22 protein-coding genes are annotated in these 23,222 nt (G+C 52.0%); 14 read left to right on the top strand and 8 right to left on the bottom strand.

The window, feature by feature from the left end:
* From FDW94_RS15435 to ydhT, 4 genes are all read left to right on the top strand, one after another.
* Nucleotides 1-554: YdhW family putative oxidoreductase system protein (locus tag FDW94_RS15435; RefSeq protein ID WP_249358552.1), on the top strand; the 554-nt coding region annotated here is incomplete at its 5' end.
* A 64-nt stretch (nucleotides 555-618) separates the two neighbouring features.
* On the top strand, nucleotides 619-1,287 hold the full coding sequence (locus FDW94_RS15440; RefSeq protein ID WP_020996435.1) for a 4Fe-4S dicluster domain-containing protein: 669 nt from the start codon (nucleotides 619-621) through the stop codon (nucleotides 1,285-1,287).
* Entirely contained in the window at nucleotides 1,284-2,069 is a 786-nt protein-coding gene (gene phsC, locus FDW94_RS15445) for a thiosulfate reductase cytochrome B subunit (protein WP_048235471.1), read from the top strand. The genes FDW94_RS15440 and phsC overlap by 4 nt, the downstream gene beginning before the upstream one ends.
* A gap of 3 nt (nucleotides 2,070-2,072) precedes the next feature.
* Nucleotides 2,073-2,885 carry a protein YdhT gene (gene ydhT, locus FDW94_RS15450; RefSeq protein WP_137377842.1) on the top strand — a complete coding sequence of 271 codons (813 nt, stop codon included), beginning with the start codon at nucleotides 2,073-2,075 and terminating at the stop codon, nucleotides 2,883-2,885.
* Nucleotides 2,886-2,894: 9 nt separating this feature from the next.
* Here the strand turns inward: ydhT and FDW94_RS15455 are convergent, their stop codons facing one another.
* Genes FDW94_RS15455 through FDW94_RS15470 form a run of 4 tightly spaced genes read right to left on the bottom strand, consistent with a single transcriptional unit; the run spans nucleotide 2,895 to nucleotide 6,000 of the window.
* The gene (locus FDW94_RS15455) at nucleotides 2,895-3,572 is read right to left on the bottom strand and encodes an amino acid ABC transporter permease (RefSeq protein ID WP_060682280.1); all 678 of its coding nucleotides are present in this window, start codon (nucleotides 3,570-3,572) and stop codon (nucleotides 2,895-2,897) included.
* On the bottom strand, nucleotides 3,562-4,347 hold the full coding sequence (locus FDW94_RS15460) for an amino acid ABC transporter permease (RefSeq protein WP_137377843.1): 786 nt from the start codon (nucleotides 4,345-4,347) through the stop codon (nucleotides 3,562-3,564). The genes FDW94_RS15455 and FDW94_RS15460 overlap by 11 nt, the downstream gene beginning before the upstream one ends.
* Nucleotides 4,347-5,165 (bottom strand): amino acid ABC transporter ATP-binding protein, encoded by an 819-nt coding sequence (locus tag FDW94_RS15465; RefSeq protein WP_137377844.1) that lies wholly within the window; start codon nucleotides 5,163-5,165, stop codon nucleotides 4,347-4,349. Before FDW94_RS15465 ends, FDW94_RS15460 begins: the two co-directional genes overlap by 1 nt.
* A 1-nt stretch (nucleotide 5,166) precedes the next feature.
* On the bottom strand, nucleotides 5,167-6,000 hold the full coding sequence (locus FDW94_RS15470) for an ABC transporter substrate-binding protein (protein WP_137377845.1): 834 nt from the start codon (nucleotides 5,998-6,000) through the stop codon (nucleotides 5,167-5,169).
* Nucleotides 6,001-6,306: 306 nt separating this feature from the next.
* Here FDW94_RS15470 and FDW94_RS15475 point away from each other — a divergent pair, with 306 nt between their 5' ends.
* Nucleotides 6,307-7,200, top strand: a complete 894-nt coding sequence (locus FDW94_RS15475) for a LysR family transcriptional regulator (protein ID WP_032943239.1) — start codon at nucleotides 6,307-6,309, stop codon at nucleotides 7,198-7,200.
* 52 nt (nucleotides 7,201-7,252) lie between these two features.
* Here the strand turns inward: FDW94_RS15475 and FDW94_RS15480 are convergent, their stop codons facing one another.
* Entirely contained in the window at nucleotides 7,253-7,393 is a 141-nt protein-coding gene (locus FDW94_RS15480) for a hypothetical protein (protein WP_003832695.1), read from the bottom strand.
* Nucleotides 7,394-7,725: 332 nt separating this feature from the next.
* Here FDW94_RS15480 and FDW94_RS15485 point away from each other — a divergent pair, with 332 nt between their 5' ends.
* Nucleotides 7,726-9,207 carry an APC family permease gene (locus FDW94_RS15485; RefSeq protein WP_003832697.1) on the top strand — a complete coding sequence of 494 codons (1,482 nt, stop codon included), beginning with the start codon at nucleotides 7,726-7,728 and terminating at the stop codon, nucleotides 9,205-9,207.
* A 21-nt stretch (nucleotides 9,208-9,228) separates the two neighbouring features.
* On the opposite strand, the gene FDW94_RS15490 is transcribed toward FDW94_RS15485, so the two are convergent.
* Together FDW94_RS15490 and FDW94_RS15495 are read right to left on the bottom strand one after the other, a co-directional pair.
* Entirely contained in the window at nucleotides 9,229-9,927 is a 699-nt protein-coding gene (locus FDW94_RS15490; RefSeq protein WP_111465715.1) for a cache domain-containing protein, read from the bottom strand.
* Between the two features lie 24 nt (nucleotides 9,928-9,951).
* Entirely contained in the window at nucleotides 9,952-10,677 is a 726-nt protein-coding gene (locus FDW94_RS15495) for a GntR family transcriptional regulator (protein WP_008784630.1), read from the bottom strand.
* A 315-nt stretch (nucleotides 10,678-10,992) separates the two neighbouring features.
* On the opposite strand from FDW94_RS15495, the gene FDW94_RS15500 reads away from it, so the two are divergent.
* The 4 genes from FDW94_RS15500 to FDW94_RS15515 all read left to right on the top strand — a co-directional run bounded on the left by FDW94_RS15500 (nucleotide 10,993) and on the right by FDW94_RS15515 (nucleotide 16,098).
* Nucleotides 10,993-12,420: a gamma-aminobutyraldehyde dehydrogenase gene (locus tag FDW94_RS15500; RefSeq protein WP_137377846.1), complete on the top strand. Its 1,428-nt coding sequence runs from the start codon at nucleotides 10,993-10,995 to the stop codon at nucleotides 12,418-12,420.
* Between the two features lie 11 nt (nucleotides 12,421-12,431).
* Nucleotides 12,432-12,905, top strand: coding sequence for an ester cyclase (locus FDW94_RS15505; protein WP_137377847.1), 474 nt, complete (start codon nucleotides 12,432-12,434; stop codon nucleotides 12,903-12,905).
* An 88-nt stretch (nucleotides 12,906-12,993) separates the two neighbouring features.
* Nucleotides 12,994-14,886: an FAD/NAD(P)-binding protein gene (locus FDW94_RS15510; protein WP_048235463.1), complete on the top strand. Its 1,893-nt coding sequence runs from the start codon at nucleotides 12,994-12,996 to the stop codon at nucleotides 14,884-14,886.
* Between the two features lie 3 nt (nucleotides 14,887-14,889).
* Nucleotides 14,890-16,098 (top strand): cytochrome c, encoded by a 1,209-nt coding sequence (locus FDW94_RS15515; protein ID WP_008784634.1) that lies wholly within the window; start codon nucleotides 14,890-14,892, stop codon nucleotides 16,096-16,098.
* A gap of 43 nt (nucleotides 16,099-16,141) precedes the next feature.
* On the opposite strand, the gene FDW94_RS15520 is transcribed toward FDW94_RS15515, so the two are convergent.
* On the bottom strand, nucleotides 16,142-17,617 hold the full coding sequence (locus tag FDW94_RS15520; RefSeq protein WP_125363184.1) for a PLP-dependent aminotransferase family protein: 1,476 nt from the start codon (nucleotides 17,615-17,617) through the stop codon (nucleotides 16,142-16,144).
* A gap of 106 nt (nucleotides 17,618-17,723) precedes the next feature.
* Between FDW94_RS15520 and puuE the strand changes: the two genes are divergently transcribed.
* The 4 genes from puuE to FDW94_RS15540 all read left to right on the top strand — a co-directional run.
* Complete coding sequence (gene puuE, locus FDW94_RS15525) at nucleotides 17,724-18,986, top strand: 4-aminobutyrate transaminase (protein ID WP_003832711.1); 1,263 nt, start codon at nucleotides 17,724-17,726, stop codon at nucleotides 18,984-18,986.
* 404 nt (nucleotides 18,987-19,390) lie between these two features.
* Nucleotides 19,391-21,331, top strand: a complete 1,941-nt coding sequence (locus FDW94_RS15530) for a TonB-dependent siderophore receptor (protein WP_137377848.1) — start codon at nucleotides 19,391-19,393, stop codon at nucleotides 21,329-21,331.
* Between the two features lie 9 nt (nucleotides 21,332-21,340).
* Nucleotides 21,341-22,351 (top strand): ABC transporter substrate-binding protein, encoded by a 1,011-nt coding sequence (locus FDW94_RS15535; RefSeq protein ID WP_079933958.1) that lies wholly within the window; start codon nucleotides 21,341-21,343, stop codon nucleotides 22,349-22,351.
* 157 nt (nucleotides 22,352-22,508) lie between these two features.
* A partial coding sequence (locus FDW94_RS15540; protein WP_249358554.1) for an ABC transporter substrate-binding protein occupies nucleotides 22,509-23,222 on the top strand: 714 nt, incomplete at its 3' end.

Here is a 23,222-nt window from a genome sequence, read left to right on the forward strand (position 1 = left end):
CGCCGCAGGTTCAGGAAGCTGCCAGCCCGGAGTCGATTGTGGCAGATTTTATCCGCCAGCATTCGGCATCGGGGCACCTGGTGGCGCGCAGCGTGTTTCTGCAGCCACCTTATTCGGTCCCTGAAGCCGATCTCTCCGCGCTGCTGGATGTGCTGTGCCAGGACGCGAATAACGCGGATATCACCCGTGTGCAGGGTGCGGAAGATGTCTATTTCTACTCAACTCAAACCATGACGGCAAACTACGCCGACATGTGCGTGCAGGTGGTGGAAAACGACATCTGTCGTGCGATTGCCGAGGCGGTACGCTTCGACTGTCGAACGTATCCTCGCCCCTATAAGGTCGCCATGTTGACGCAACCGCCGTACAGCTTTGAGTCTCAGCAGATTTCAGCGGCGCTCACGGCCATGGAAACGCATCCTGATTACGCAGATATACGTACTGTGGAATCGTCAAATGCGGAGCCTTATTTGTTCAGCGAACGTTTTATGAGTTATGGCAAAGCGTACGGCCTTTGTGAATGGCTTGAGGTTGAGCAGTATCAGAACCCCTGAAATATTCAGGTTGATGTCATGGAATGTGTGGACGACCACTGTCACAGCATTAGAGGATAACCCGATGTCCTTCACCCGACGAAAATTTGTCATTGGCATGGGGACGGTGATTTTTTTTACCGGCCCAGGTCAAAATCTGTTAGCGAGTACCAGGAGCCCTAAAGCCGTTCGTTACGTCATGATTCACGACGAATCACTGTGTAACGGATGCAATATTTGCGCTCGTGCATGCCGGAAAACCAACCATGTACCTGACCAGGGCAGCCGTTTGTCTATAGCGCATATTCCGGTAACCGATAACGACAACGAAACGCTGTATCACTACTTCCGTCAGTCCTGCCAGCATTGTGATGATGCACCTTGTATTGAGGTGTGTCCGACCGGTGCCTCCTGGCGAGATGAGAACGGTATTGTGCGAGTAGATACGTCTTGCTGTATTGGTTGCAGTTACTGTATTGGCGCGTGTCCTTATCAGGTGCGCTATCTCAACCCGCAAACCAAAGTGGCGGATAAATGCGACTTCTGCGCTGAATCTCGGCTGGCTAAAGGTTTCCCTCCGATCTGTGTTAACGCTTGCCCGGAACATGCGTTGATTTTCGGTCGTGAAGATAGCCCGGAAATTCAGACCTGGTTGCGAGAAAACAAGTATTACGAATATCAACTTGCAGGCGCCGGGAAACCCCATCTGTATCGTCGGTTCGGTCAACATTTGATTAAAAAGGAAAATGTATGAACGCGTCGCAGAATGCCGAACAGTTTCACGCCCAGCTTGCACAGTATGTTCCCCTGTTTTCACCGGACTACTGGCCTGTGTGGTTAGTCGTTGCCGGGTTAATGCTGGTGGGAATGTGGCTGGTGCTGGCGCTTCACGCCATGCTGCGCTTTCGGGCGGCGCATAAAGCGTCGGCAGGGCATGGTGAGAAGGTCTATTTATATTCGAAGGCTGTCCGCTTGTGGCACTGGTCGAATGCGCTGTTATTTCTGTTGCTTCTGGTTAGTGGCCTGGTCAATCACTTCTCTGCCGTTAGCGCACCGGTAATGAAAAGCCTGCTCACCGTTCATGAGGTTTGTGGCTTTTTGCTACTTGCCTGCTGGATTGGTTTTGTGCTGATCAACCTGATTGGCGGCAACGGACATCACTATATTATTCAACGTCAGGGCTGGATCGCTCGTGCGCAAAGACAAACTCGTTTTTACCTGTTTGGCATTATGCAGGGCGAGTCACACCCATTTCCGGCCTCACCTCGCTCTAAATTTAATCCGTTACAGCAGGCGGCCTATGTTGGCGTGATGTATGGTTTGTTGCCACTGCTACTGATCACTGGATTGTTATCGCTTTACCCGGTAGCTGTCGGCGATCTGTTCCCCGGAGTGCGTTACTGGCTGCTTCAGGCGCACTTTGCGCTGGCAATAGTCAGTCTGTTTTTCATTTTTGGGCATCTTTATCTCTGCACTACGGGGCGCACGCCGGGCGAAACCTTTAAGTGTATGGTGGATGGCTACCACCGGCATTAAGCGATGATGATTACGCGAAGTGACTTACGGGCCTGGCGTGTTGGGCCCGTCATGTATCGTTGGTTTCTACGCGCGTTTCCCGCAGGAGGAAGCTATGCCGATGTTCATCGCGCGCTCCAGCGGGAAGGGTATACCGATTGGGCAAATAGCCTGGTGGAATACGGCTGGTCAAAATGGCGGGAAGAGGCGAGTTTTGCTCAGCAGGATATTGACGCGATGGGGAATATTTCCTGTGAGCAAGTCGCGGGGGAAACCAGCCGTCCGTTGGCGAGTGCGGAAGATTATGCCCGATTTAGCAGTGCGGGTGACAACGTTAAAATTGCCAGCGCCGGGTATGCTGCGCAGATCGCCTGTGCCGGTTACAGCGCACGGATTGGCAGTGTAGGCTATAACACGCATATCGGCAGTTCAGGCGATCGCGGGCGAATAGCGATTGCGGGAAACTCGGCTCGTATCAGCAGTGTGGGCGACGGAACGCGTATTGCCAGTACCGGCATGCGCGTACGTATCAGTTCGCTCGGCGATCGAAATCGGATTGCCAGTAGCGGTGATTTAACCCAACTGGCCTGTTTTGGCGCAGAGGCGAAAATCGCTAACTGCGCGGACAATATCCACATTATTGCCAGCGGAGAGAACGCCGTTGTTGCCAGTACCGGTGCTGTCGACTCGATAATTCTTGGTCCCGGCGGATGTGCGGCGCTGGCTTATCACGATGGCGAAAGAATGCGTTTTGCGCTTGCCGTTGAAGGGGAAAATAACGTTCGGGCGGGCGTGAAATATCGGCTCAACGAAGACCATCAGTTCGTGGAATGTTGAGCCGAGAGGTCATTTTAGTGCGAATCGGCGCTGGGTGATTTTTTCAAGGCTAAAGCACAGCAGGTAATAAACCAGCCCGGTAAAGATAAAAATGGCTGCGGGGTAAATTTGCACCCGGCTGTTAACCTGACCGGCAACCGTCGTGAGTTCCGGCACGTTAACGATAAACGCCAGTGACGTGTCCTTCAGTAGCCCAATAAAAATCCCTGTCAGCGACGGCAGTACGTTACGCAGCACCTGCGGCAGCAAGATAAGCCACAGGGCCTGATCCGGGCGAAAACCCTGAACAACTGCCGCTTCATACTGCCCGCCAGGCAGTGCGCTAATTCCAGCATACACCGAGTGCATCACCGAGGCGGCGGTGAACCATGCCAGCGCCAGCGTCACGGTAACGGCACCGGGCAGATCGCTTCCGGTCAGCATGGGTAGCAAATACCACATCCAGAAAATCACAAAGATGAGCGGAATGCCGCGAATAAATTCCGCCCAGAAAAACAATCCGTTGCGAACCGCGCCCGGAAATCGCCAGGCGCAACAGGCAAGAACGATCCCGCCAGGCAGCGCCAGCAATGCCGCACCGATAGCCATCAGCAAAGTGAGCAGGACGCCACCGGGTTGCCCCTCAGCTACACGTCCCCACAGGAGATAGTCAAGATTGTCGGTAATGACCGAAACATTAGCGATCATGCAGTATGCTCCTGACGCTGAAGATGCGCATTCTTATCTTTGACGATTTACCCGACGCAGACTGCGGGCCAAGACGCGTAAGCAGCATTCCCAGAACGATGCCGGTAAACAGATAGAGCACGGTGCCAACGGCAAAGGCTTCCAGCGCGTGCGCGTTGTAGCTCTCAATTTGCCGTACCTGGTAGGTGAGCTCAGCAAATCCAATACCGCTGGCAAGCGAGGAAAGCTTCATCAGGTTGAGATATTGCCCAACAATCGGTTGCCAGGCGTTTGCCAGCCCCTGCGGCAGCAGAATGTGACGAAATATCGCCCAGGATGAAAACCCCTGCGCCACGGCAGCCTCGTGTTGTCCGGCAGAAACAGCCTGTAAACCCGAAGCGATCTCTTCAACCAAAAATGCTGAGGTAAATACCCCCAACCCCCATGCTGAACAGATAAATTCCGGCGTTAACCACCAGACATCACCCGGCAAAATTGACCATGGATGATCGGCATTGATAAAGCTAATGACGTTACGGGGTAGCCAGTTCCAGGCGGCAAAATACCAGAACATCAGTTGCACCAGTAAAGGCGTGTTGCGAAACACCGAGACCCACACCCCGACCATCGCTTTAGCGAGATGATTGCCCGTCAGGCGCAGGCCGAGCAGTGAGATGGCAATGAGCGTGGCGAGCACAATACCCGCCAGCGTCACCCAGAGCGTGGTGAGAAAACCGGAAATTATCCATTGCAGGGGTTGCCCACTCAGCACTCCCTGCCAGTCCATTGCATGCATTATGACGATGACTCCTGGTGTAACGGGTCGAGCACTTTTTTCAGGAAACGCTGGGTTCTCGGGTGCTGTGGTCGGACGAAAAAATCCTCCGGCGCGGCCACTTCCAGAATATCGCCACCATCGATGAAAACCACCCGATCGGCAATTTCGCGGGCAAAATGCATTTCGTGGGTCACGACGATCATGGTGATACCGCTGTGGGCCAGATTTTTCATTACCTGTAATACCTCGCCGATCATTTCCGGATCCAGCGCGGAAGTGGGCTCATCAAACAGAATAATTTGTGGAGACGAAGCCAGTGCGCGGGCGATGGCCACGCGCTGCTGCTGCCCACCGGACAACTGCGCGGCATAGGCGTTGGCTTTTTCCGCCAGTCCCACTTTTTCCAGCAACTCAAGTGCCCGACGATCCGCTTCCGTCTTGTTCCAGCCGTGAACATATTCCAGCGCCAGCGCGATGTTCTGCAGCGCAGTCAGGTGCGAATAGAGATTGAATTGCTGAAATACGAAACCGATACGGCTACGTAGCTGGCGTAACGCCGCCCCGCGCAACTGGCTAATCGGTTTACCATCAATGAAGATTTCGCCACCGCTGAGCGACTCAAGCTGGTTGATAAGACGAATAAGAGTGGATTTTCCTGAGCCGGAAGGCCCCAGAATAGTCACCACTTCACCGGGTTCAACCGCCAGGCTAACGCCGTTAAGGACGGTGTGAGCGTCATACTGTTTAATCACATTGCGTAGTTCGACGCTCGCCTGGCGCAAATGGGTAAAATCCGCAGCCGAAGCTGCGGATCGAGGAAAAAGGGCTGAGAGCATATTACTTGGCTTCTATTTTAAAGGCGCGGGCTTGCGGATTTTTGGTTTCAGGACCAAACCAGACATCATAAATTTTGGCTGCCTGCCCGGTAGATTCCAGCTTCAAAAGTTCATCGTTGACGGCTTTAAACAACGCTGGCTCACCTTTTTTCACCCCCACGCCGATCTCTTCTTTGCTCAGCAGGTCCGGCAGAATTTTGAAATCAGCTTTATCCGGCGCAGCGCCTAATAACCCGGCCAGAATCGTACTGTCCTGGGTAATGGCCTGAACATTGCCGTTGCGTAGCGCGGTTAACGCCAGCGGGATATCGTCGTAGGCCAACACGCGCGACTGCGGGAAGCGCTGATGCAGTGCCTGTTCACCAGTAGTGCCTTTTACCGCGCCGATGCGTGCTTTACTGTATTCATCGAGCTTATCCGGAGATTTTGCTGGCACAAGGAACTGCTGGCCGGTAACAAAATAAGGAACGGAGAAATCTATTACCTGCGCCCGTTCAGGTGTAATCGTGATATCTGCGACGATTAAATCAGCTTTACCAGATTGTAATAACGGAATGCGGTTTGCCGGATTGGTCGCTACAAGTTCCAGTTTTACACCAAGGGATTTGGCCAGCGCTTCGGCAAAATCAACGTCGTAGCCGACAATCTTATGGGTTTTGGCATCGACGGAGCCAAACGGAGGATTCGCGTCAAATGTCGCGACTTTTACGACGCCTGCGGCTTTGATATCGGCCAGTTGGTCAGCCTGAACCTGCGAGACGGTAAGTCCTGAGGCCAGCAGCACGCCCAATGCCAGCAGTGTTTTTTTAGCGCGGTAAGTTTTCGTTGCCATCATTGTATGAAATCCCTGTAGTTTTTTGGTTTGTGCTTTTTACGCTCCCATAACTTACGGTTGGGACAAAATAAGAAAAAATTCTTATCTATATACAAAATGTTATTAGTGAAGGATGTGTTAATAGCGGGTGAAAATAATGCAGGAGTGAAAGGTAAAATCGTGCATAAGCCTGGTAATAATTCGCATTTTGTTTTTGTGTGAGAGCACGCTTGAATAAGATTGAGCTGTGCTAATGTCCAGAAATGCTACTGGAATACCCTCCGGACCTGTACCATATATCACAACAGGTCTGGAGTGGGGATAAGCATGCTGCGTGATAATTTTAACGATCTCTATTATCTCATTATCGTTGCCCGCGAGCGTAGTTTTACCCGGGCAGCGGCAAAACTTGGGGTTTCGCAATCCGCGCTAAGCCATGCGATTCGTGGGCTTGAAGAGCGGCTGGATGTACGGCTTCTGACCCGCACCACGCGCAGCGTTGCGCCGACCGAAGCCGGAGAACGGCTTATCAACAGTATCAGCCCGCGTTTTGATGACATTGAAACAGAGCTGTTGGCATTAACCGATGTCCGTCAGCGCGTGGCCGGTAACATCCGCCTGACGCTGGGCGAACATGCATTGCAATCTACCGTCTGGCCCGCGCTGGAGCCGTTTTTGCAGGCTTACCCTGATGTGAATGTGGAAATGACCATCGACAATAGTCTGACGGATATTGTGACTGGCCGTTATGACGCGGGTATTCGACTCGGTGAGCAGGTGGCAAAAGACATGGTCGCCGTCAGAATTGGCCCGGACTGGCGTATGGTAGTGGTGGGGTCACCGGCGTATTTTGCTCGTCATGGCAAACCGCAAACCCCTCACGACCTGCAAAATCATAGCTGTATTAACATGCGCATGCCGACGTTGGGCGGATTATACGCCTGGGAGTTTGCTAAAGACGGGCAAGATTTGCGCGTACGGGTGGAAGGGCAGCTTATTTTTAACAATCTACCCCCGCGAATTAGCGCAGCGATGGCGGGAATGGGGCTGGCTTTTGTGCCGGAAGACACCGTCGAGCAGGCTGTTGCAGAGGGGGCATTGGAAAAAGTGTTGGAGGACTGGTGCGAACCTTTCCCTGGCTATTATTTGTACTACCCCAGCCGAAAACAACATACCGCCGCCTTTGCGCAACTGATTGAGGCCTTACGGTATACGGGCTGAAGTGGGTGGGGTTAACAGGCGATAAAAAACCGGCATTGCGCCGGTTTGGAAATCAGATTTTGCAGGCGTCGCCGCAGTCATTATCAGCAATAATTTCCTGCGCTTTCTTGTCTGCATCTTCCAGACGTTCAGCGTTACGCTCTTGCGCTTCTTCCAGTCCATCAAAGACCAGATTATCGAGATCAATTTCCATCATTCACCTGCTCAGGTTCAGCGTTTAACATCACGTTATTATATTGCAAAAATGTTGCTTAACAGCAGCGATTCTTGCTACTTAGCATCGAACGCAATCCGCTGTGCGTATTTATCCGCCAAAATAGCCTATGGTTCGCAATTGCTAAAGAATCATTGGTTGTAAATACCGCAAAATCCTCGCTCTCTCTACCGTTTTATCTCCACTTTTACATTAACGTGATGTGCGATCATTTTTAACAAATCTGCGACAAAATCACTATACATATAACTTAATATCTTTTATACATTAATTGTTCAACCCTGCGACTATTCCACAAAAGAGAAAGCAATATGGAACAGACACCTGATAAGAAAAATGATAATTTTCAAAAAGATGGCAAAGAACAGTTCAATCGCTCGATCGGTCTTATTTCAAACTTTGCGTTGGGTTTTACCTACCTGTCGCCGCTTACTGCCGTCTATTCGCTGTTTGCACTGGCCGTAACGCTGGCGGGGCCGCCCGCAGTATGGTGGATTTTAATCGTCGCATGTGGGCAACTTTTGGTGGCATTGGTGTTTGGTGAGGTCGCTTCCCAGTATCCGATAACCGGCGGGCTTTACCCCTGGGCCAGAAGGTTGTGGGGCAAGAAGTATGCGTGGATCGCCGCCTGGATCTATCTGTGGGCGCTGGTGGTCACCATTACGTCGATCGCGGAATATACATCAACGTTCGTTGAATCACTCTTCCACTATGGCCAGACGCCGGCCACGATGTTGGTGACTTCTGTTCTGCTGCTGCTGTTGATGATGGCCGTTAATATGTCCGGGACTAAAAATCTGGCCCGGGTGGCAAAAATTGGCTTCTGGTGTGAAATTGTCAGCGTGATCGCGCTGGGGATTTATCTGCTGATTTTCCACCGTTCACAGCCGTTCTCTGTGATTTTTGACTCGATGGGCGTGCTGGCTCATGACGGCAGCTACTCCACCGCATTTATGTCTGCTGCACTGATGGGGCTGTTTATGTTCTTTGGCTTTGAGGCCTGCGGTAACGTTGCGGAAGAGGTGCAGAATCCGAGTAAAAAGATCCCGGTGGCGATGATTTTAAGCATCGTATTCGGCGCGATTTCCGCCATTATTTCTGTTATGGGTTATTTGCTGGCTTCACCGAATCTGGTCAGCATCGTGAATGGCAAAACGTCCGATCCGATCCCGGCAATCCTTAATGAAGCTCTGGGCGAAACTGGCGCGACTGTCTTTATCGTCGTCGCAATTATCGCCATGTTGTCGTGCATCTTGTCTCTGCAGGCTGCGTTAAGCCGTCTTATCTTTTCTTTCTCCCGCGACAGAATGCTGCCGGGAAGTGAATGGATGGCCAAAATCTCTAAAAATGGTGTTCCGGATAATGCCATGGTCGTCAGTTGCCTGCTGCCAGTGATCATCTGCGTTTGGGTTTATTTCCAGCCAGATAACCTGTCGCGTATCACCGCGTTTGCTGTTATCGGGATATACATCTCGTTCCAGATGGTTGTGCTGGCCGCGCTGCGTCAGCGTCTGAAAGGCTGGAAACCGGCGGGGGAGTGGACCATTGGCGGTTGGGGCGTAATCGTGAATGTGCTGGCGTTAGCTTACGGATTGTGCGGGATCTGGTTACTTGCGCAACCGGCAGACAGCAGCGACTTCATCGACCGTTGGACGGTCCTGTTCGGCCTGGCGATTGTTGTTGGCTCGGGGCTTATTTATATGTTCCTGACCCGTCCGTTTGGTCGTTCAGCGGCGCCGGAAAACGACGCCATTGCCTACGCCAATAAGCTCAATATGGGGCAGGATAACTAAAAATTAAGGGCCTTCGGGCCCTTAGTTTTGATAATGATAAAGGATAAAGTAGTCGCTCTGATACACCACGGTACTGTTTGCAGGTGACAGCAATTCACCCACGCGAAAACGTGGCCAACTGGAGAAAATGATCCTGTTTTCCAGATTAGTCAGAATCACATAGTCAGGATGGGCACAGGAAAGCAGTTCGGCTTCTATCTGACTGACCAGCAGATCGACCGCGGCAACACCGAGAAACTGGTTGTTGTAGTAGACCGGGACGGCTGACGTTAGGGTATAGGAGATATTGCAAATATAGTCGACGTAGGGACCGTGGATATAGGCTTTGCCTGCCGGAGGAGAATGCTTAAACCACTCAAAGGTTCTGAAATCCAGTCGTTGTTGCGTGGCCTGATCCAAATCCAGATGCGCCTGGCTTAAACCATTATCTTTCTTATACCACCACTCCAGCAACCAGTACTCTTTTGTGGTTGCGGTGCTCTCAATATGGCTGGCGAATCCTGCCCCTGAGCAGTAATGGTTGTTATTGAGCGTGCGCTTGATGTGCTGTTGAACGGTGGATCTGACTGAGGGGTCGAGAACGACCTCGGCTGAGGCCTTTTGTACCCCTGAAATCGCCTCATGGATGCTCCTCGCCAGCGCAACGGTAGAATCTACGGTAGAAACAGTAATGTCATCAATTTTACGAATTAATGCGCTTAGGGATGTCGAAGAGCTCATTGTCTGTCCTGCCTTCACTGATTGTCAGTTCGAGTTATATTTCAGCTTTTTTTCAATAAGGTAGTAGGTAAACGTGTCGATGATCTGCGTGGCAAACTGTACTGACTCTGCCTCGTTGTGAGCAGCCAGCGCATCGGCCAGCGCCGAATAAAGCGCGATAATTTCTGCATGAATACTGTCTGTGCGATAAAGTATCGCCACCAGCGATGCCCATTCAGCCTGAACCTGCAGCTCCTGATTGGCCAGTCGCGCTGAATGCGAACTGGCGGCAATCGCCAGCAGACAACGCATATCGGCCTGGGTCATCAGCTCAGGTGAGTTTGCCTTTCTGAGCACCTCGACAAACTCGCGAAATTTGGCGATATCCGCACCGGTCATCCGTCGGGAAGCCAGCCTCGCGCTATGGCTAATAATGGCGCAATGCATTTCACCCAGATCAGACAGATAATCCGTACTGATCGCCTTGAACGGATGCAGGGCGCTATTTTTGCCATCAATATTTTCGCAAACGAAACTCCCGCCATTACGACCACGAACCGTATGGATAAGATTATTAGCCCGAAGCGTGTTTAGCGCTTCTCTGATAGTGATATGTGAGACACCCATCATCTTTGCCAGATCAGTTTCGTTGGGGAGCTGTTCTTTTGGCTCCAGCAACCCCGTGATAATGGCATTTGAAAGGCGTTGGACTATCTGGTCTGAACGACTGACCTGCCCGATAGGCGCAAATATGACCGCGTGAGTAATCATAATCTTTTCTGTACTCAATTCCCTGAAACAACGACCATTTTTAACACATGCCCGTCGGGCAAGGAAGGTAAGAATGGCCGAGTTATTTTACATGCCTGGGCGCAACGTCACTGCACAAGCGGATGTGTGTCCCGATAACCTTATGATGAGCTGGGCGTAACGCGTCAGCTGGCAATAAAAAGCCTCACCCTGCAAATGTGAAAATTAAGTTAAAAATGCGAGGCTTATCATAGTGTCAATGTTGCGCATTTGAAAAAATTTTACAATATATATATTACATAAGATTCTTTATGTATTAATTGGCAGGAGACAAACATGAAAACCCTGAAGCATTTTATTAATGGGCACTATGTAGCAGGCAGTAGCGAAGATAGCTTCGAACTGGTGAGTCCGGTTGATGGTGAAACGTACGCAATATCTCCCAACGCTAACGAGGTGGAGGTAGAGCAGGCTTACTCAGCAGCGGAGGCGGCGTTTAGCATCTGGAGAAAATCGACGCCGGCACAGCGGCAAAAGGCGTTATTGCGGCTGGCCGATGAGATTGAACGCAACGTTGAGCGACTGGTAACCGCGCAGAGTCAGGAAACCGGTCAGCTTCGCCATTTTATTGAGAAAGAGGAGATCGCGGCATCTTGCGATGCCATCCGCTTTTTTGCCGGAGCGGCGCGCTGTCTTGAAGGAAAGGCGGCCGGAGAATATTCCGCAGGATTTACTTCAACCATTCGTCGTGAACCGCTGGGTATTGTTGGGCAAGTGACGCCGTGGAACTACCCGTTCATGATGGCGGTGTGGAAGATTGCACCAGCGCTGGCGGCAGGCAACACGGTGGTGTTAAAACCAAGCGACACCACGCCAGTTAGTACGCTGCTGTTGGCTGAACTGGCCGCACCGTTGTTCCCAAGAGGGGCGTTTAACGTTGTGTTGGGCAAAGCCAGCACTGGTTCGCTGGTGGTTTCAAACCCGAAAGCCTCACTGGTCTCGATTACCGGTTCGGTCCGTGCGGGTTTGCAGGTTGCGGCTTCGGCGGCGGCAAATCTGACCCGAGCACACCTGGAATTGGGCGGGAAAGCGCCCGCAATCGTGTTCGCCGATGCGGATATAGACAAGGCGATTGCGACGATTACCACAGCTGGCTTTTTCAATGCCGGGCAGGATTGCACAGCGGCAACGCGGATCCTGGTAGAGCAATCTATCTACGCTGAGTTTCTGGAAAAACTGATCCAGAAAACAAAAAGTATCAAATATGGGCCGCCAGAAGATCAAAATGCACTGTACGGCGCATTGAATAGCCGGAATCAGCTGGAGCAGGTGAAAGGCTTTATTGAGCGTTTACCGGCACATGCAAAAATTGAAACCGGTGGGCGCGCAGGATCTGGTCCAGGCTTCTATTTTGAGCCGACGATCGTCTCCGGTTTGCATCAAAATGATGAAGCTATTCAGCATGAAGTATTTGGCCCGGTAATGACTATTCAGTCGTTTTCTACTGACGAAGAGGTACTACACAAAGCGAATGATGTGGAGTATGGTCTTGCCGCCAGCGTCTGGACCAGTAACCATGGTCGCGCCCAACGCTTCAGCATTGACCTCGATTTTGGCACGGTGTGGATTAACAATCACATTCCTCTGTGTGCCGAGATGCCGCACGGCGGGTTCAAAAAATCGGGGTACGGCAAAGATCTCTCATCTTATTCACTCGAGGAATACACTCGGGTGAAACATATCATGTGCGACATTTCTGAATAGAGAGGATTACGATGAAAACATTAAAAATCGCGGTGCTTTCATTAGTGATGTTCTCGGGCTATAGCCTGGCAGAAAGTACATCGCTGAATACCGTAAAAGAGTATATGGCGGCGTGGAATGCGCATGATGCTTCGCGAGCCGCTCAATTTCTTGCTGATGATGCGGTCTATTATGATGCCGCCACAGGAGAACCGATAAACGGCAGGGAAAAAGCAGAAAAAGAGGTTATCGGCGCTTTTATTAAGGCGGTTCCAGATCTTAGCTGGAAAATGGTTGGAAAACCCGTCTACGACGAAGATACCGTGGCCTTTCGTTGGGAATTTTCAGGCAAAAATAGTGGTGAATGGGCAGGGAGTCCGCCGACAAATAATCCGATCAAATTTGAAGGCGTCAGCTATATTCATGTTAAAGCAGGAAAAATCACCTGGCAGGGTGATTATTATGATTCTAAAAAACTGGATGAAGAGTTAAAGCCAGTGAAGTAGTCGGTTGTACCCCTTTATAAATAAGAAGGGGTATCTCTCTTATTTGTGTCGTATTAAAGGCAGTGTGTAGCAATAAGGAAAAAAGTTAATGGCAATTACCAGACGTGATTTTCTCAACGGCGTCGCGGTGACTATTGCGGCGGGGCTTACCCCGCTGGAGTGGGTCAGGGCGGCAGGAAAGGGAAACGCATTTATAGATGGAAATTATTATCCTCCTGCGCTGACGGGGCTGCGGGGTAATCATCCTGGATCGTTTGAAATGGCGCATGCGCTAGGCCGCGAGCATAAACATTTTGATTTAAACGCTCTGCCCGTTGAGGAAGAGTACGATCTGGTGATTGTGGGTGGCGGGATTAGCGGGTTAGCTGCCGGTTGTTTTTGGCGTCAAGTTGCCGGGCAAAATAGCCGGATCCTGATCCTCGATAACCATGACGACTTTGGTGGACATGCCAAACGTAATGAATTTACCAGCTCGGGTAAGAAATTACTCGGTTATGGTGGCAGCGAAGCATTCCAGTCACCTGCGCATAATTTCAGCCCTGAAGTACAAAAGTTGATGGAAACCGTGGGCGTCAGCGTCACGCGGTTAAAAGAGAGTTTTGACGTAAACTTCTACCCCGACTGGCAGCTCAGTCGCGGCGTTTTCTTCGATAAGAAGAATTTTGGCGAAACAAAAATCGTCAGCGGCGATCCGGGACGCGCGGTATCTGATGATATTCCGCCGGACAGGCTCAATGGGCGTAAAATTGAAGACTTTATCAATGATTTTCCGCTAAGTGAGAACGACAGGAAAGCGCTGATCGACCTGCACGTCCGGCCCGGTGATTACCTGCCGGGGATGACGGTCGATGAGAAAATGGAATGGCTGGATACCCACAGCTACAGTGAATTTTTGGCAACAAAAGTTGGTTTGAGCAAAATGGCGCTGCTCTATTTCCAGCAGCGTTCCAACGACTTCTTTGCTATTGGTATTGAAGGTATTTCCTGTAGCGATGCCCGTGCGTGCGCCTTACCCGGCATGGAAGGGATGGGGTTACCGCCGTTGGACGGAGAGTCGCTGGCCGACCTCGAAGAGCCGTATGTTTACCACTTCCCGGACGGTAACGCCGGGTTAGCCCGCCTGTTAGTCAGATATATGCTGCCGGATGCGCTACCGGGCAACACGATGGAAGACTCTGTCCTCGCCAGACTACATTACGAAAAGCTGGATCTGCCGGAAAACACCACGCGCCTTCGCCTGAACAGCACGGTGATTAATGCGGCCAACGTGCAGGATGGCGTGGCGGTGACCTATCTGCGTGACGGTAAAATGCACCGTGTGCGCGGTAAGAACACCATCATGGCAGGCTATAACATGATGATCCCGTATCTGGTGCCTGAGATGCCGGAACAGCAGCAGGCGGATCTTAAACTGAACGTGAAGGCACCGCTGGTGTACACCAACGTGGTGGTCAAAAACTGGCAGGCGTTCAAACAGCTTGGCGTACATGAGTTTTATTCTCCGGCGGCACCTTATAGCAGGGTCAAGCTCGACTACCCGGTCAGTATTGGTGGGTATCAACATCCGGCCTCCCCGGACGATCCGATGGTCATTCATATGGTCTATGTGCCGACTTATCCGGGCAGTAACCTGTCGGCCAGAGAGCAGTTCCGTCTGGGACGAGCCTATTTGCTGGGGACCACTTTTGCCGCGCATGAGGAGATGATTCGCTCCCAGTTGCAGGAGATGTTTGGCTCAACTGGATTTGATAATCAACGCGATATTGCCGCCATTACGGTTAACCGCTGGGCGCATGGCTATGCGTACTACGCCAACTCGCTGTTCGATGATATGGATAAGATGCCAGAAATTATCGAACGGGCGCGTAAGCCAGTCGGTCGCATTGCCATCGCTAACTCCGATTCTGACTGGAGTGCTTATGCCCACACGGCAATCGATCAGGCATGGCGTGCGGTTAATGAACTCAAGGATATGGGGTGATCTATGCGTAATGTAACCATTCTCGCCGCCTGTTTATTTACCGCTTCGGTTTCCGCTGCTGAATCTAACGGTGAATACATCGCGCGAATTTCAGACTGCGTCGCCTGTCACACAGCAGAAGGTGGTGCGGCGATGGCGGGGGGCAAAAAGTTTCCTACTCCGGTGGGGGATATTTATTCGACCAACATTACCCCGGACAAAACGCAGGGTATTGGAAATTATTCTTACGAGGATTTTGAAAAGGCCGTACGGCAGGGGATCGCCAAAGATGGTCATCCGCTCTATCCGGCTATGCCTTATCCCTCCTATGCGAAACTTTCTGACGAGGATGTTAAGGCGCTGTATAGCTATTTTATGCATGACGTCACGCCGTCAGCACAGCCCAATAAAGAGAATGCCATTCCGTGGCTACTCTCCGCCCGCTGGCCGCTGCATATCTGGAACTGGCTGTTTACCGACGCGCCAGTGACGGCTGTAGAGGGCGCGAAAACGGATGATAATGCTGCCCTGGTAAAACGAGGTGCTTATCTGGTGGAAGGCCCCGGACACTGCGGTTCATGCCATACCCCGAGAGGCATGGCGATGAACGAAAAAGCGTATACTAATGCTGATGCCGAATACCTGAGCGGCGCGATGATTGACGGCTGGTATGCACCGTCGCTGCGCGGCACCGGTATGTCTGAGCAGGAGTTAAAATCGCTGTTGCTGACCGGTAAAAGCAAGCATGCCGCGGTTTCAGGTTCGATGGCTGAAGTCGTCACGCAGAGTACACAGTATCTGACCGACGAAGATGCCACGGCGATCGCCCAATATCTGTTGAGCCTGAAAAGTGCGAAGCCTGAAACGGTACGTGCTGCGGCGACTACAGCATCCTGGTCGAATTCACCTGAGGCGGGCAAAGTGACCTATAACCGCTACTGTTCAACTTGTCACGGTCTGGAAGGGAAAGGTACGGATGATAACGCGCCTTCTTTAGTTAACAATCCACTGGTGATGGTTGATGACCCGACACCGCTGTTCAGAGTGATTGCCCACGGCGCAGAAACACCGACAACGCGTGGCAGCGTCTCCTTTAAGATGCCTGCCTACGGTGGCTTGTTAAGCGACAACGAAATGCGCGACGTGATCAACTACGTGCGTAAAAGCTGGGGTGAAGGGAATGGCGAAGTAAGCCAGGAAGACCTGGCTGGCGTTAAAAAAGCGTCACATTAAACAGTTTGCCGGAGAAGGTGCTTGCACCGTTATCCGGCAGTGCTTACACGGTGTTTACCCTGATAATATCCGCGAGTCGGGTAAACGCCGACGTCATTTCATTTTCTTCTATACTGGCAAATCCCAGCAACAGGCCGCTGCGTTTCTCTTCATTCACGTAGTAGCGTGACAGTGGGCGCACCAACAACCCTTGCGCATTCGCCTGTTGGGCAATGACCGCATCATCGCTCCCGGCGGGTAACTGTAAGATCATATGCAGCCCGGCGTTGCTGCTGAAAGAACCAAGAAAATGTTCACCAAGTTGGCGGCTGATAAGCTCTACCAGCATCTGACGACGACGACTGTATAGCTGACGCATTTTCCGAATGTGTGCCGCGTAATAACCCTCGCGAATAAACTCCGCCAGTGCGGCCTGAATCAACAGATGCCCACCACGATAGAGGTCGTTATGAACCTTTTTCAGCGGAGCGGCTAACGATTTAGGTAGCACGACATACCCGAGTCGCAGTGCGGGATAGAGTGTCTTACTGAATGTCCCGATGTAAATGACCGGTGTCTCTTCTTCCAGCCCCTGCAAAGAGGGAATCGGCTGGCCGGAAAAGCGGAACTCACTGTCGTAATCATCTTCCACTATCCAACTTCGCGTTTCACGTGCGCGAAAGAGAAGTTGCCGGCGGCGGCTCAGACTCATTACCGAACCGAGTGGGTATTGATGTGACGGTGTCACAAAAATAAGTTTTGGCGGTGTTTCACCTGCATCCGGCGGGACCATGCCTTGTTCATCAACCGGGATAGCCGAAAAATTAACGGCATTGATGCGCAGAATATTTTTGATTCCCCAGTAGCCCGGTTCCTCAATCCAGGCGTGATCGCCCGGGTTGCATAAAGTCCGGGTCACCAGATCCAGGGCCTGGTGAATACCTTCAGTAATCAGAATTTGCTCCGGTGAGCACCGTACGCCGCGAGCGGTGCGCAGATAGTCTGCCAGTGCTTCTTTTAGCTCATTCACGCCGCCTGTGGCATCGTAAGTGAGATACTCCGGGCGCAGTCGTCTTGCCAGCCTGTCCTGAATTTTCTTGAGCACCCGGTGCGGGAAATGCTCTACATCAGGTACGCCTGGAATAAATGCCCCCCACTGACGGGGACTGGCGCTGGCATGACCCAGCAGCTCAAGGCAGCGGTCGGATAAGCGGGTGTGATCTTCCAGAGCGGCAGCAACAGGCTCTTTGTCAGGACGCAGGTCGAGATTGTCCAGCACGCTGTCGGTCACAAATGTGCCGCTGCTGGTGCGCGCGGAAATATACCCTTCAGCTTGCAACTGTTCGTACACCCGCAGGACGGTATTGCGCGATAGCGTCAGCTCTCCTGCCAGGTCACGCGACGGAGGCATTCGGGTAGCCGGTTTCAGGCTACCTTCGAGGATGCAACTACAAATGGCGGCATACAGGCGGCGATGTAGTTTTTCGTCAGTCTGCTGATTAAATGCATGCTTGATCACATCTCCGGCAAGTGAACGCATTTGGATCCTTAAAATAAAACGATTTGGCTCTCGATTAAAGTACCAGACGGCGTCTAAATTTAAAGGGTAATTCAACCGAAATGTATTAATGGACAAGGTGTAGAGATTGAACAATAAAAACCTGCAACAACGTCGTCTGGATGCCACCCCGCGTGGCGTGGGTGTGATGTGTGATTTTTATGCCCAGTCGGCAGAAAACAGCACGATTACCGATATCGAAGGCAATCAGTACATCGATTTTGCCGCCGGGATCGCCGTGCTGAACACCGGACACCGCCATCCTCGCCTGGTGCAGGCAGTCGAAGCGCAACTTCAGGCTTTTACCCATACGGCTTATCAGATTGTCCCGTACGAAAGCTATGTGTCTTTAGCTGAGAAAATCAACGCCGTTGCGCCAATCGACGGCAAGCGTAAAACCACATTCTTCACTACCGGGGCTGAAGCGGTAGAAAACGCGGTGAAAATTGCGCGCGCGCATACCGGCCGTCCTGGCGTTATCGCATTTGGCGGTGGTTTTCACGGGCGTACTTACATGACGATGGCGTTAACCGGCAAGGTGGCACCCTATAAAAAAGGTTTCGGCCCGTTCCCTGGCTCTGTTTACCATGCGCCATATCCTTCTGAATTGCAGGGTATTTCCACGGCGGATTCCCTAAAAGCGATTGAGCGTCTGTTTAAAGCCGATATCGATCCAACCCAGGTTGCGGCGATTATCTTCGAACCCGTCCAGGGCGAAGGGGGCTTCGTGGTGGCACCGCCAGAGTTTGTGGCTGCCATCCGCCGTATTTGCGACGAGCATGGCATCGTGATGATCGCTGATGAAGTACAAAGCGGGTTTGCCCGTACGGGTCAGCTGTTTGCGATGGATCATTACGCCGATAAAGCGGACCTGATGACCATGGCGAAAAGCCTTGCGGGCGGCATGCCGCTGTCAGGCGTCGTGGGCAAAGCCGAAATTATGGATGCGCCTGCGCCGGGTGGTCTGGGGGGAACCTACGCCGGAAACCCGCTGTCGATTGCAGCGGCCCATGCGGTGCTGGATATCATTCGTGATGAGCAGCTATGCCAGCGTGCGGCGGCTCTCGGCGAACAGCTGCGCGCCGCTCTGACAGACGCGCAAGCAGGGTGTCCTGAACTGGCCGAAGTGCGAGGTTTAGGCTCTATGATTGCTGCTGAATTCTGTGATGCAGCGACAGGAGAACCCAACGCTGCTGCCGCACAACGCGTGCAGAAGAAAGCCCTTGAGCAAGGATTGCTGCTGCTGACCTGCGGTCAGTATGGCAACGTTATTCGTTTCCTTTACCCGCTGACAATTCCGCAGGATCAGTTCGCTAAAGCGCTCGATATTATCAAAGCAGCAACCAAGTAATTCGCTAGTTGTCATTTACACAAAGCCGACGGTCGTCATCACCGTCGGCTTTTTTGTTGCCGTGGATTTACCAACCACATGCCGTTATATATTTACATATATATCGATTGGATCTATTCTATTCATCATACAAATACAATAACTGTACTCTTCAAGAGAAGGCGCTTGCGTTAGCGGCCTCCAGTCTTTCTATCTAACGAATTGAATTAACGAATGTTAAATAACAAATTTACCCCAGTGGCCTCTGGGTTGTTAACCTTTGCCTGTTTTTCCACCGCCGTCACGGCTCATGCTGAAGATACCGTCATCGTTTCGGCGCCAGCCACGTCACAATCCTCGTTATCGGAACATGAACCTCCGGCGAGCGAAAAAAAGTCACGTTAGGTAGCCTCGGCGAGCGAGAGTTGATAGACGTTCCCTGGTCGGTGCAGACGTTGTCGAAAAAAGTGCTGGATCAGCAACAAATCAAAGATGTGAAAGACGCCTATCGCTACCTACCGTCCGTTCAGGGTGACGGCGTCCGCCCACAAACCCGCGGCATGCAGGGGAGCGTGGTACAAAACCATATGATTGATGGCCTGAACGCCGTCTCCACGACGGAATATTCGACCGAACAGTTCCAGAACATTGAGGTGTTGAGCGGCATCGCTGGATCGCTGTATGGCCCTGCTAATCCAGCAGGGATGTTTAATTTGGTGTCTAAACGACCTGTCGATACACCGTTGCATCGCGTCACAGTAGGGCAAGGTACAGGGTCGGGAACGTTGGCATCGATGGATTTCAGCGGCCCAATCGATGCGGGAGACCGGGTGAAATATCGCCTCAACTTGCTGAACGATGAGGGCCATAGCTACACCACCGATAGCCATGTCCGTCGACAGTACGCTGGCTTGGGGCTGGACTTTCAACTGACAGATCAAACGGTGCTGGAGAGTAATTTCAGCTATTACCATTATTACGAAAAAGGCATGCCGGGTAGCTTTGCCCTGGCGAAAGGCGTTCACTTTCCCGCGGCATTTGATCCTACGGACAGTAAATATGGTCAATCTTATGCGGGTCATGATGACGAAACGACTACCGTCGATATGCATATTAAGCATGATTTTGACGGCAACTGGATGCTGGATCTGGGGGCGCTGCACCAGGTTGCAGACCGCGAGTCGACGGCCGTGACCAACACCCTGACGGATAACCGGGGCGATTACACCACTACAACCTCTAATTCGGCGGCCAGTCGGTTTACCATCAACAGTTATTTAGCGAACCTGACCGGTAGCATTGATACCGGCTGGCTGACGCAGGATATTGCTACCGGAATGCGTGGATTTGTGTGGAAAAACTATAATCCAAGAAACGGCGGCACTTTCACTCTGGGGCATTCTTCCCTCGATCAACATCCCGACTATCCACGACCACCGTATCCAGATTTTAACGATCGCTATCATTCAGCGACCACCACTCAACATGCATTTTTGCTCAGCGATACGCTGCATTTTTCCCCGCAGTGGAGTTTGCTGCTTTCCGGCAGTGAGAACCTGTTTACCGTCAGTAACTACAACAAAGCTGGACATGAAAGCAGCCGTCAGCAGGACAATGGCATGAGCGGTTCTACCAGCCTGATGTATAAACCGGTGGAGAACGTCACGCTGTATACCACCTGGGCGGACAGTTTGCAGCAGGGCGATACCGCGCCCGCCGGGGCGCGCAATGCCGGGCAGGTGTTAGATCCCTACCGTAGCCATCAACTGGAGGTGGGCGCAAAATATGCGCCAGTAAAAGATCTGCTGCTTACCGCTGCGCTTTTTGAAGCCAAACGCCCCTTTGCCTATACCAACGACAATGGCGATTTTGCTCAGGATGGTACGCAGAAAAACCGTGGGCTGGAACTGATGGCTGATGGGCATATCACCCGTAATTTGCGCGTGTTAGGCGGCGGAGCCTGGCTTGATCCAACGCTTCATAATACCGCGGCCAGCAATGCGGATGGTAAGCAAGTTGTTGGTTTGCCGCGCTTCGCCTCGAATATCCTCGCAATCTACACCATCGAACGGGTTCCGGGACTGGATATCGACACGAACGTGCATTACGTCGGACGTCGGGCTACCGATAATGCCAACGACAGCTGGGTCGGGAGTTACACCACGGTGGACATCGGTACGCGTTATGCCACCAGACTGTGGAACACACCAACCACTTTCCGGTTTGATATCACCAATCTCACCGACCGTCACTATTGGACCAATATTGTTCCGGGCGCATTGACTGGTTACACGGGCGCAGGGGCTGCCAGCGCTCAACTTGGCGCACCGCGCCAGGCTCAGTTTTCTGTTCAGGTTGATTTTTAGGGGTTGCTTATGAAAACGTGCCACACATGGCTGCTTTGTGTGTGGCTGGCGTTTCCTGCCCTGGCAACACGCCAGGTTGTGGATGATGCTGGTCACACAGTTACCGTTCCCGCGCATGTTGAACGTATCGCGGATGGCTGGTTTGCCCATCATTCGGTGCTGATGACGCTGGGTGCTGGTCGTAACATTGTTGCGACGGTCAACCATGAGGAAAACCAGCCATGGATGTTCAAAATCAATCCTTCTCTGAGACAAGCCTTACAGATACGAGGAACATCATTTAATAGCGAGGATTTGCTGGCCCGGCACGTCGACGTCGTGTTTGTGGCAAAAGGAAAAGGGGATGCTCAAAGCTACAGTCAGGCGGGTATTCCGGCCCTTGAAATGGCATTTACTGACTATGCTTCGATGGAAAAATCGGTCACTACGACCGCAGAGGTTCTGGGTACCGAGCAGGCTCGCGTCCGGGCAACGGCTTACAATCAGTATCTCAACCGTGTACTCGCGGATGTGCAGGCTAAAACTGCGGAGCTGGCGGAAAATCAGCGCCCTCGGGTACTTCATATTCAATCGCTAAATCCGCTTAAAGTCGACGGCAGGAACACGTTGATCGATACCTGGATTACGCTGGCGGGTGGACGGAATGCGGCAGGTGAAGTTGACGGCAACATGAAAGAGGTGTCGCCCGAGAGGGTGCTCTACTGGCAACCGCAGGTCATTATTCTCGGTGCGGGGTGTGGTGATATCGCCAGTTCTCCATACGCAGCATTGTTCAAAGAACTTAACGCAGTGAAACAGGGTAACGTCTGGCGCAATCCGGCGGGCGTGTTCCCCTGGGATCGCTACGGCACTGAAAGCGCGTTGCAGCTACAGTGGGCTGCATCGAAACTGCATCCGGCATTGTTTAGCGGCCTGGATATGGTCAGCGTAACGCGAGATTTTTATCGCCAGTTCTTCGATTATTCGCTCACTCAGGAGCAGGCGATGCGAGTTTTAAACGCGTTACCCCCACAGGAGTAGCGCTCACGTATAAAGACAGGCGTGATAAGGATTGCACGCCATTTTTACCCCTCTGAAATGTGGGGTTTGGTGCGCTCATGATGAAAATGGTTTGCCAGGCCTCTCGTTATATAATTTAATGCATATCGTTTTTACTCCTCTATTCAGATGGTATCCCATGTTAACTTTCCGCTCTTTTGTGCTGGTTTGCGCCAGCATGTTGTTTGCGTTTTCTGCTCAGGCCGACCGAACGATCACCGATCAGCTTGGTCGACAGGTCACGATTCCTGACCACGTGGACAAAGTGGTCGTGCTGCAACACCAGACGTTGAATATTCTGGTCCAGCTCAATGCCCAGCAGGACATTGTTGGTGTGATGTCGAGCTGGAAAAAGCAGCTCGGGCCTGAATTTGCGCGCTTTATGCCGACGATTACTACATTGCCGACGCCAGGCGATCTCACCAGCGTGAACATCGAAAGCCTGTTGGCGATTCATCCGCAGGTGGTTTTTGTCGCCAACTATGCGCCCGCGGAAATGATCCAGCAGATTCAGAACGCCGGTATTCCGGTCGTGGCTATCTCATTACGCAAGGATGCCACCGGGCAACAGAATAAAATGAACCCGACCATGGCCGATGAAGAGCAGGTCTACAACGAAGGGTTGAAGCAGGGTATTCGCCTGATTGCGGACGTGGTTGGGCGCAAACCGCAGGCCGAAACGTTAATCGACTACGTTTTTGCCGCGCGGGCAAAATTCAATGCGCCGGTTGCAAAAATCCCGGATGCACAAAAAGTCCGTATTTATATGGCTAACCCCGATCTGATGACTTACGGCTCCGGGAAGTACACGGGACTGATGATGCAGCACGCGGGGGGATTAAATGTGGCGGCT

The sequence above is a fragment of the Citrobacter sp. wls757 genome (genome assembly GCF_005280935.1).
In the GTDB taxonomy this organism is placed as follows: domain Bacteria; phylum Pseudomonadota; class Gammaproteobacteria; order Enterobacterales; family Enterobacteriaceae; genus Citrobacter; species Citrobacter portucalensis.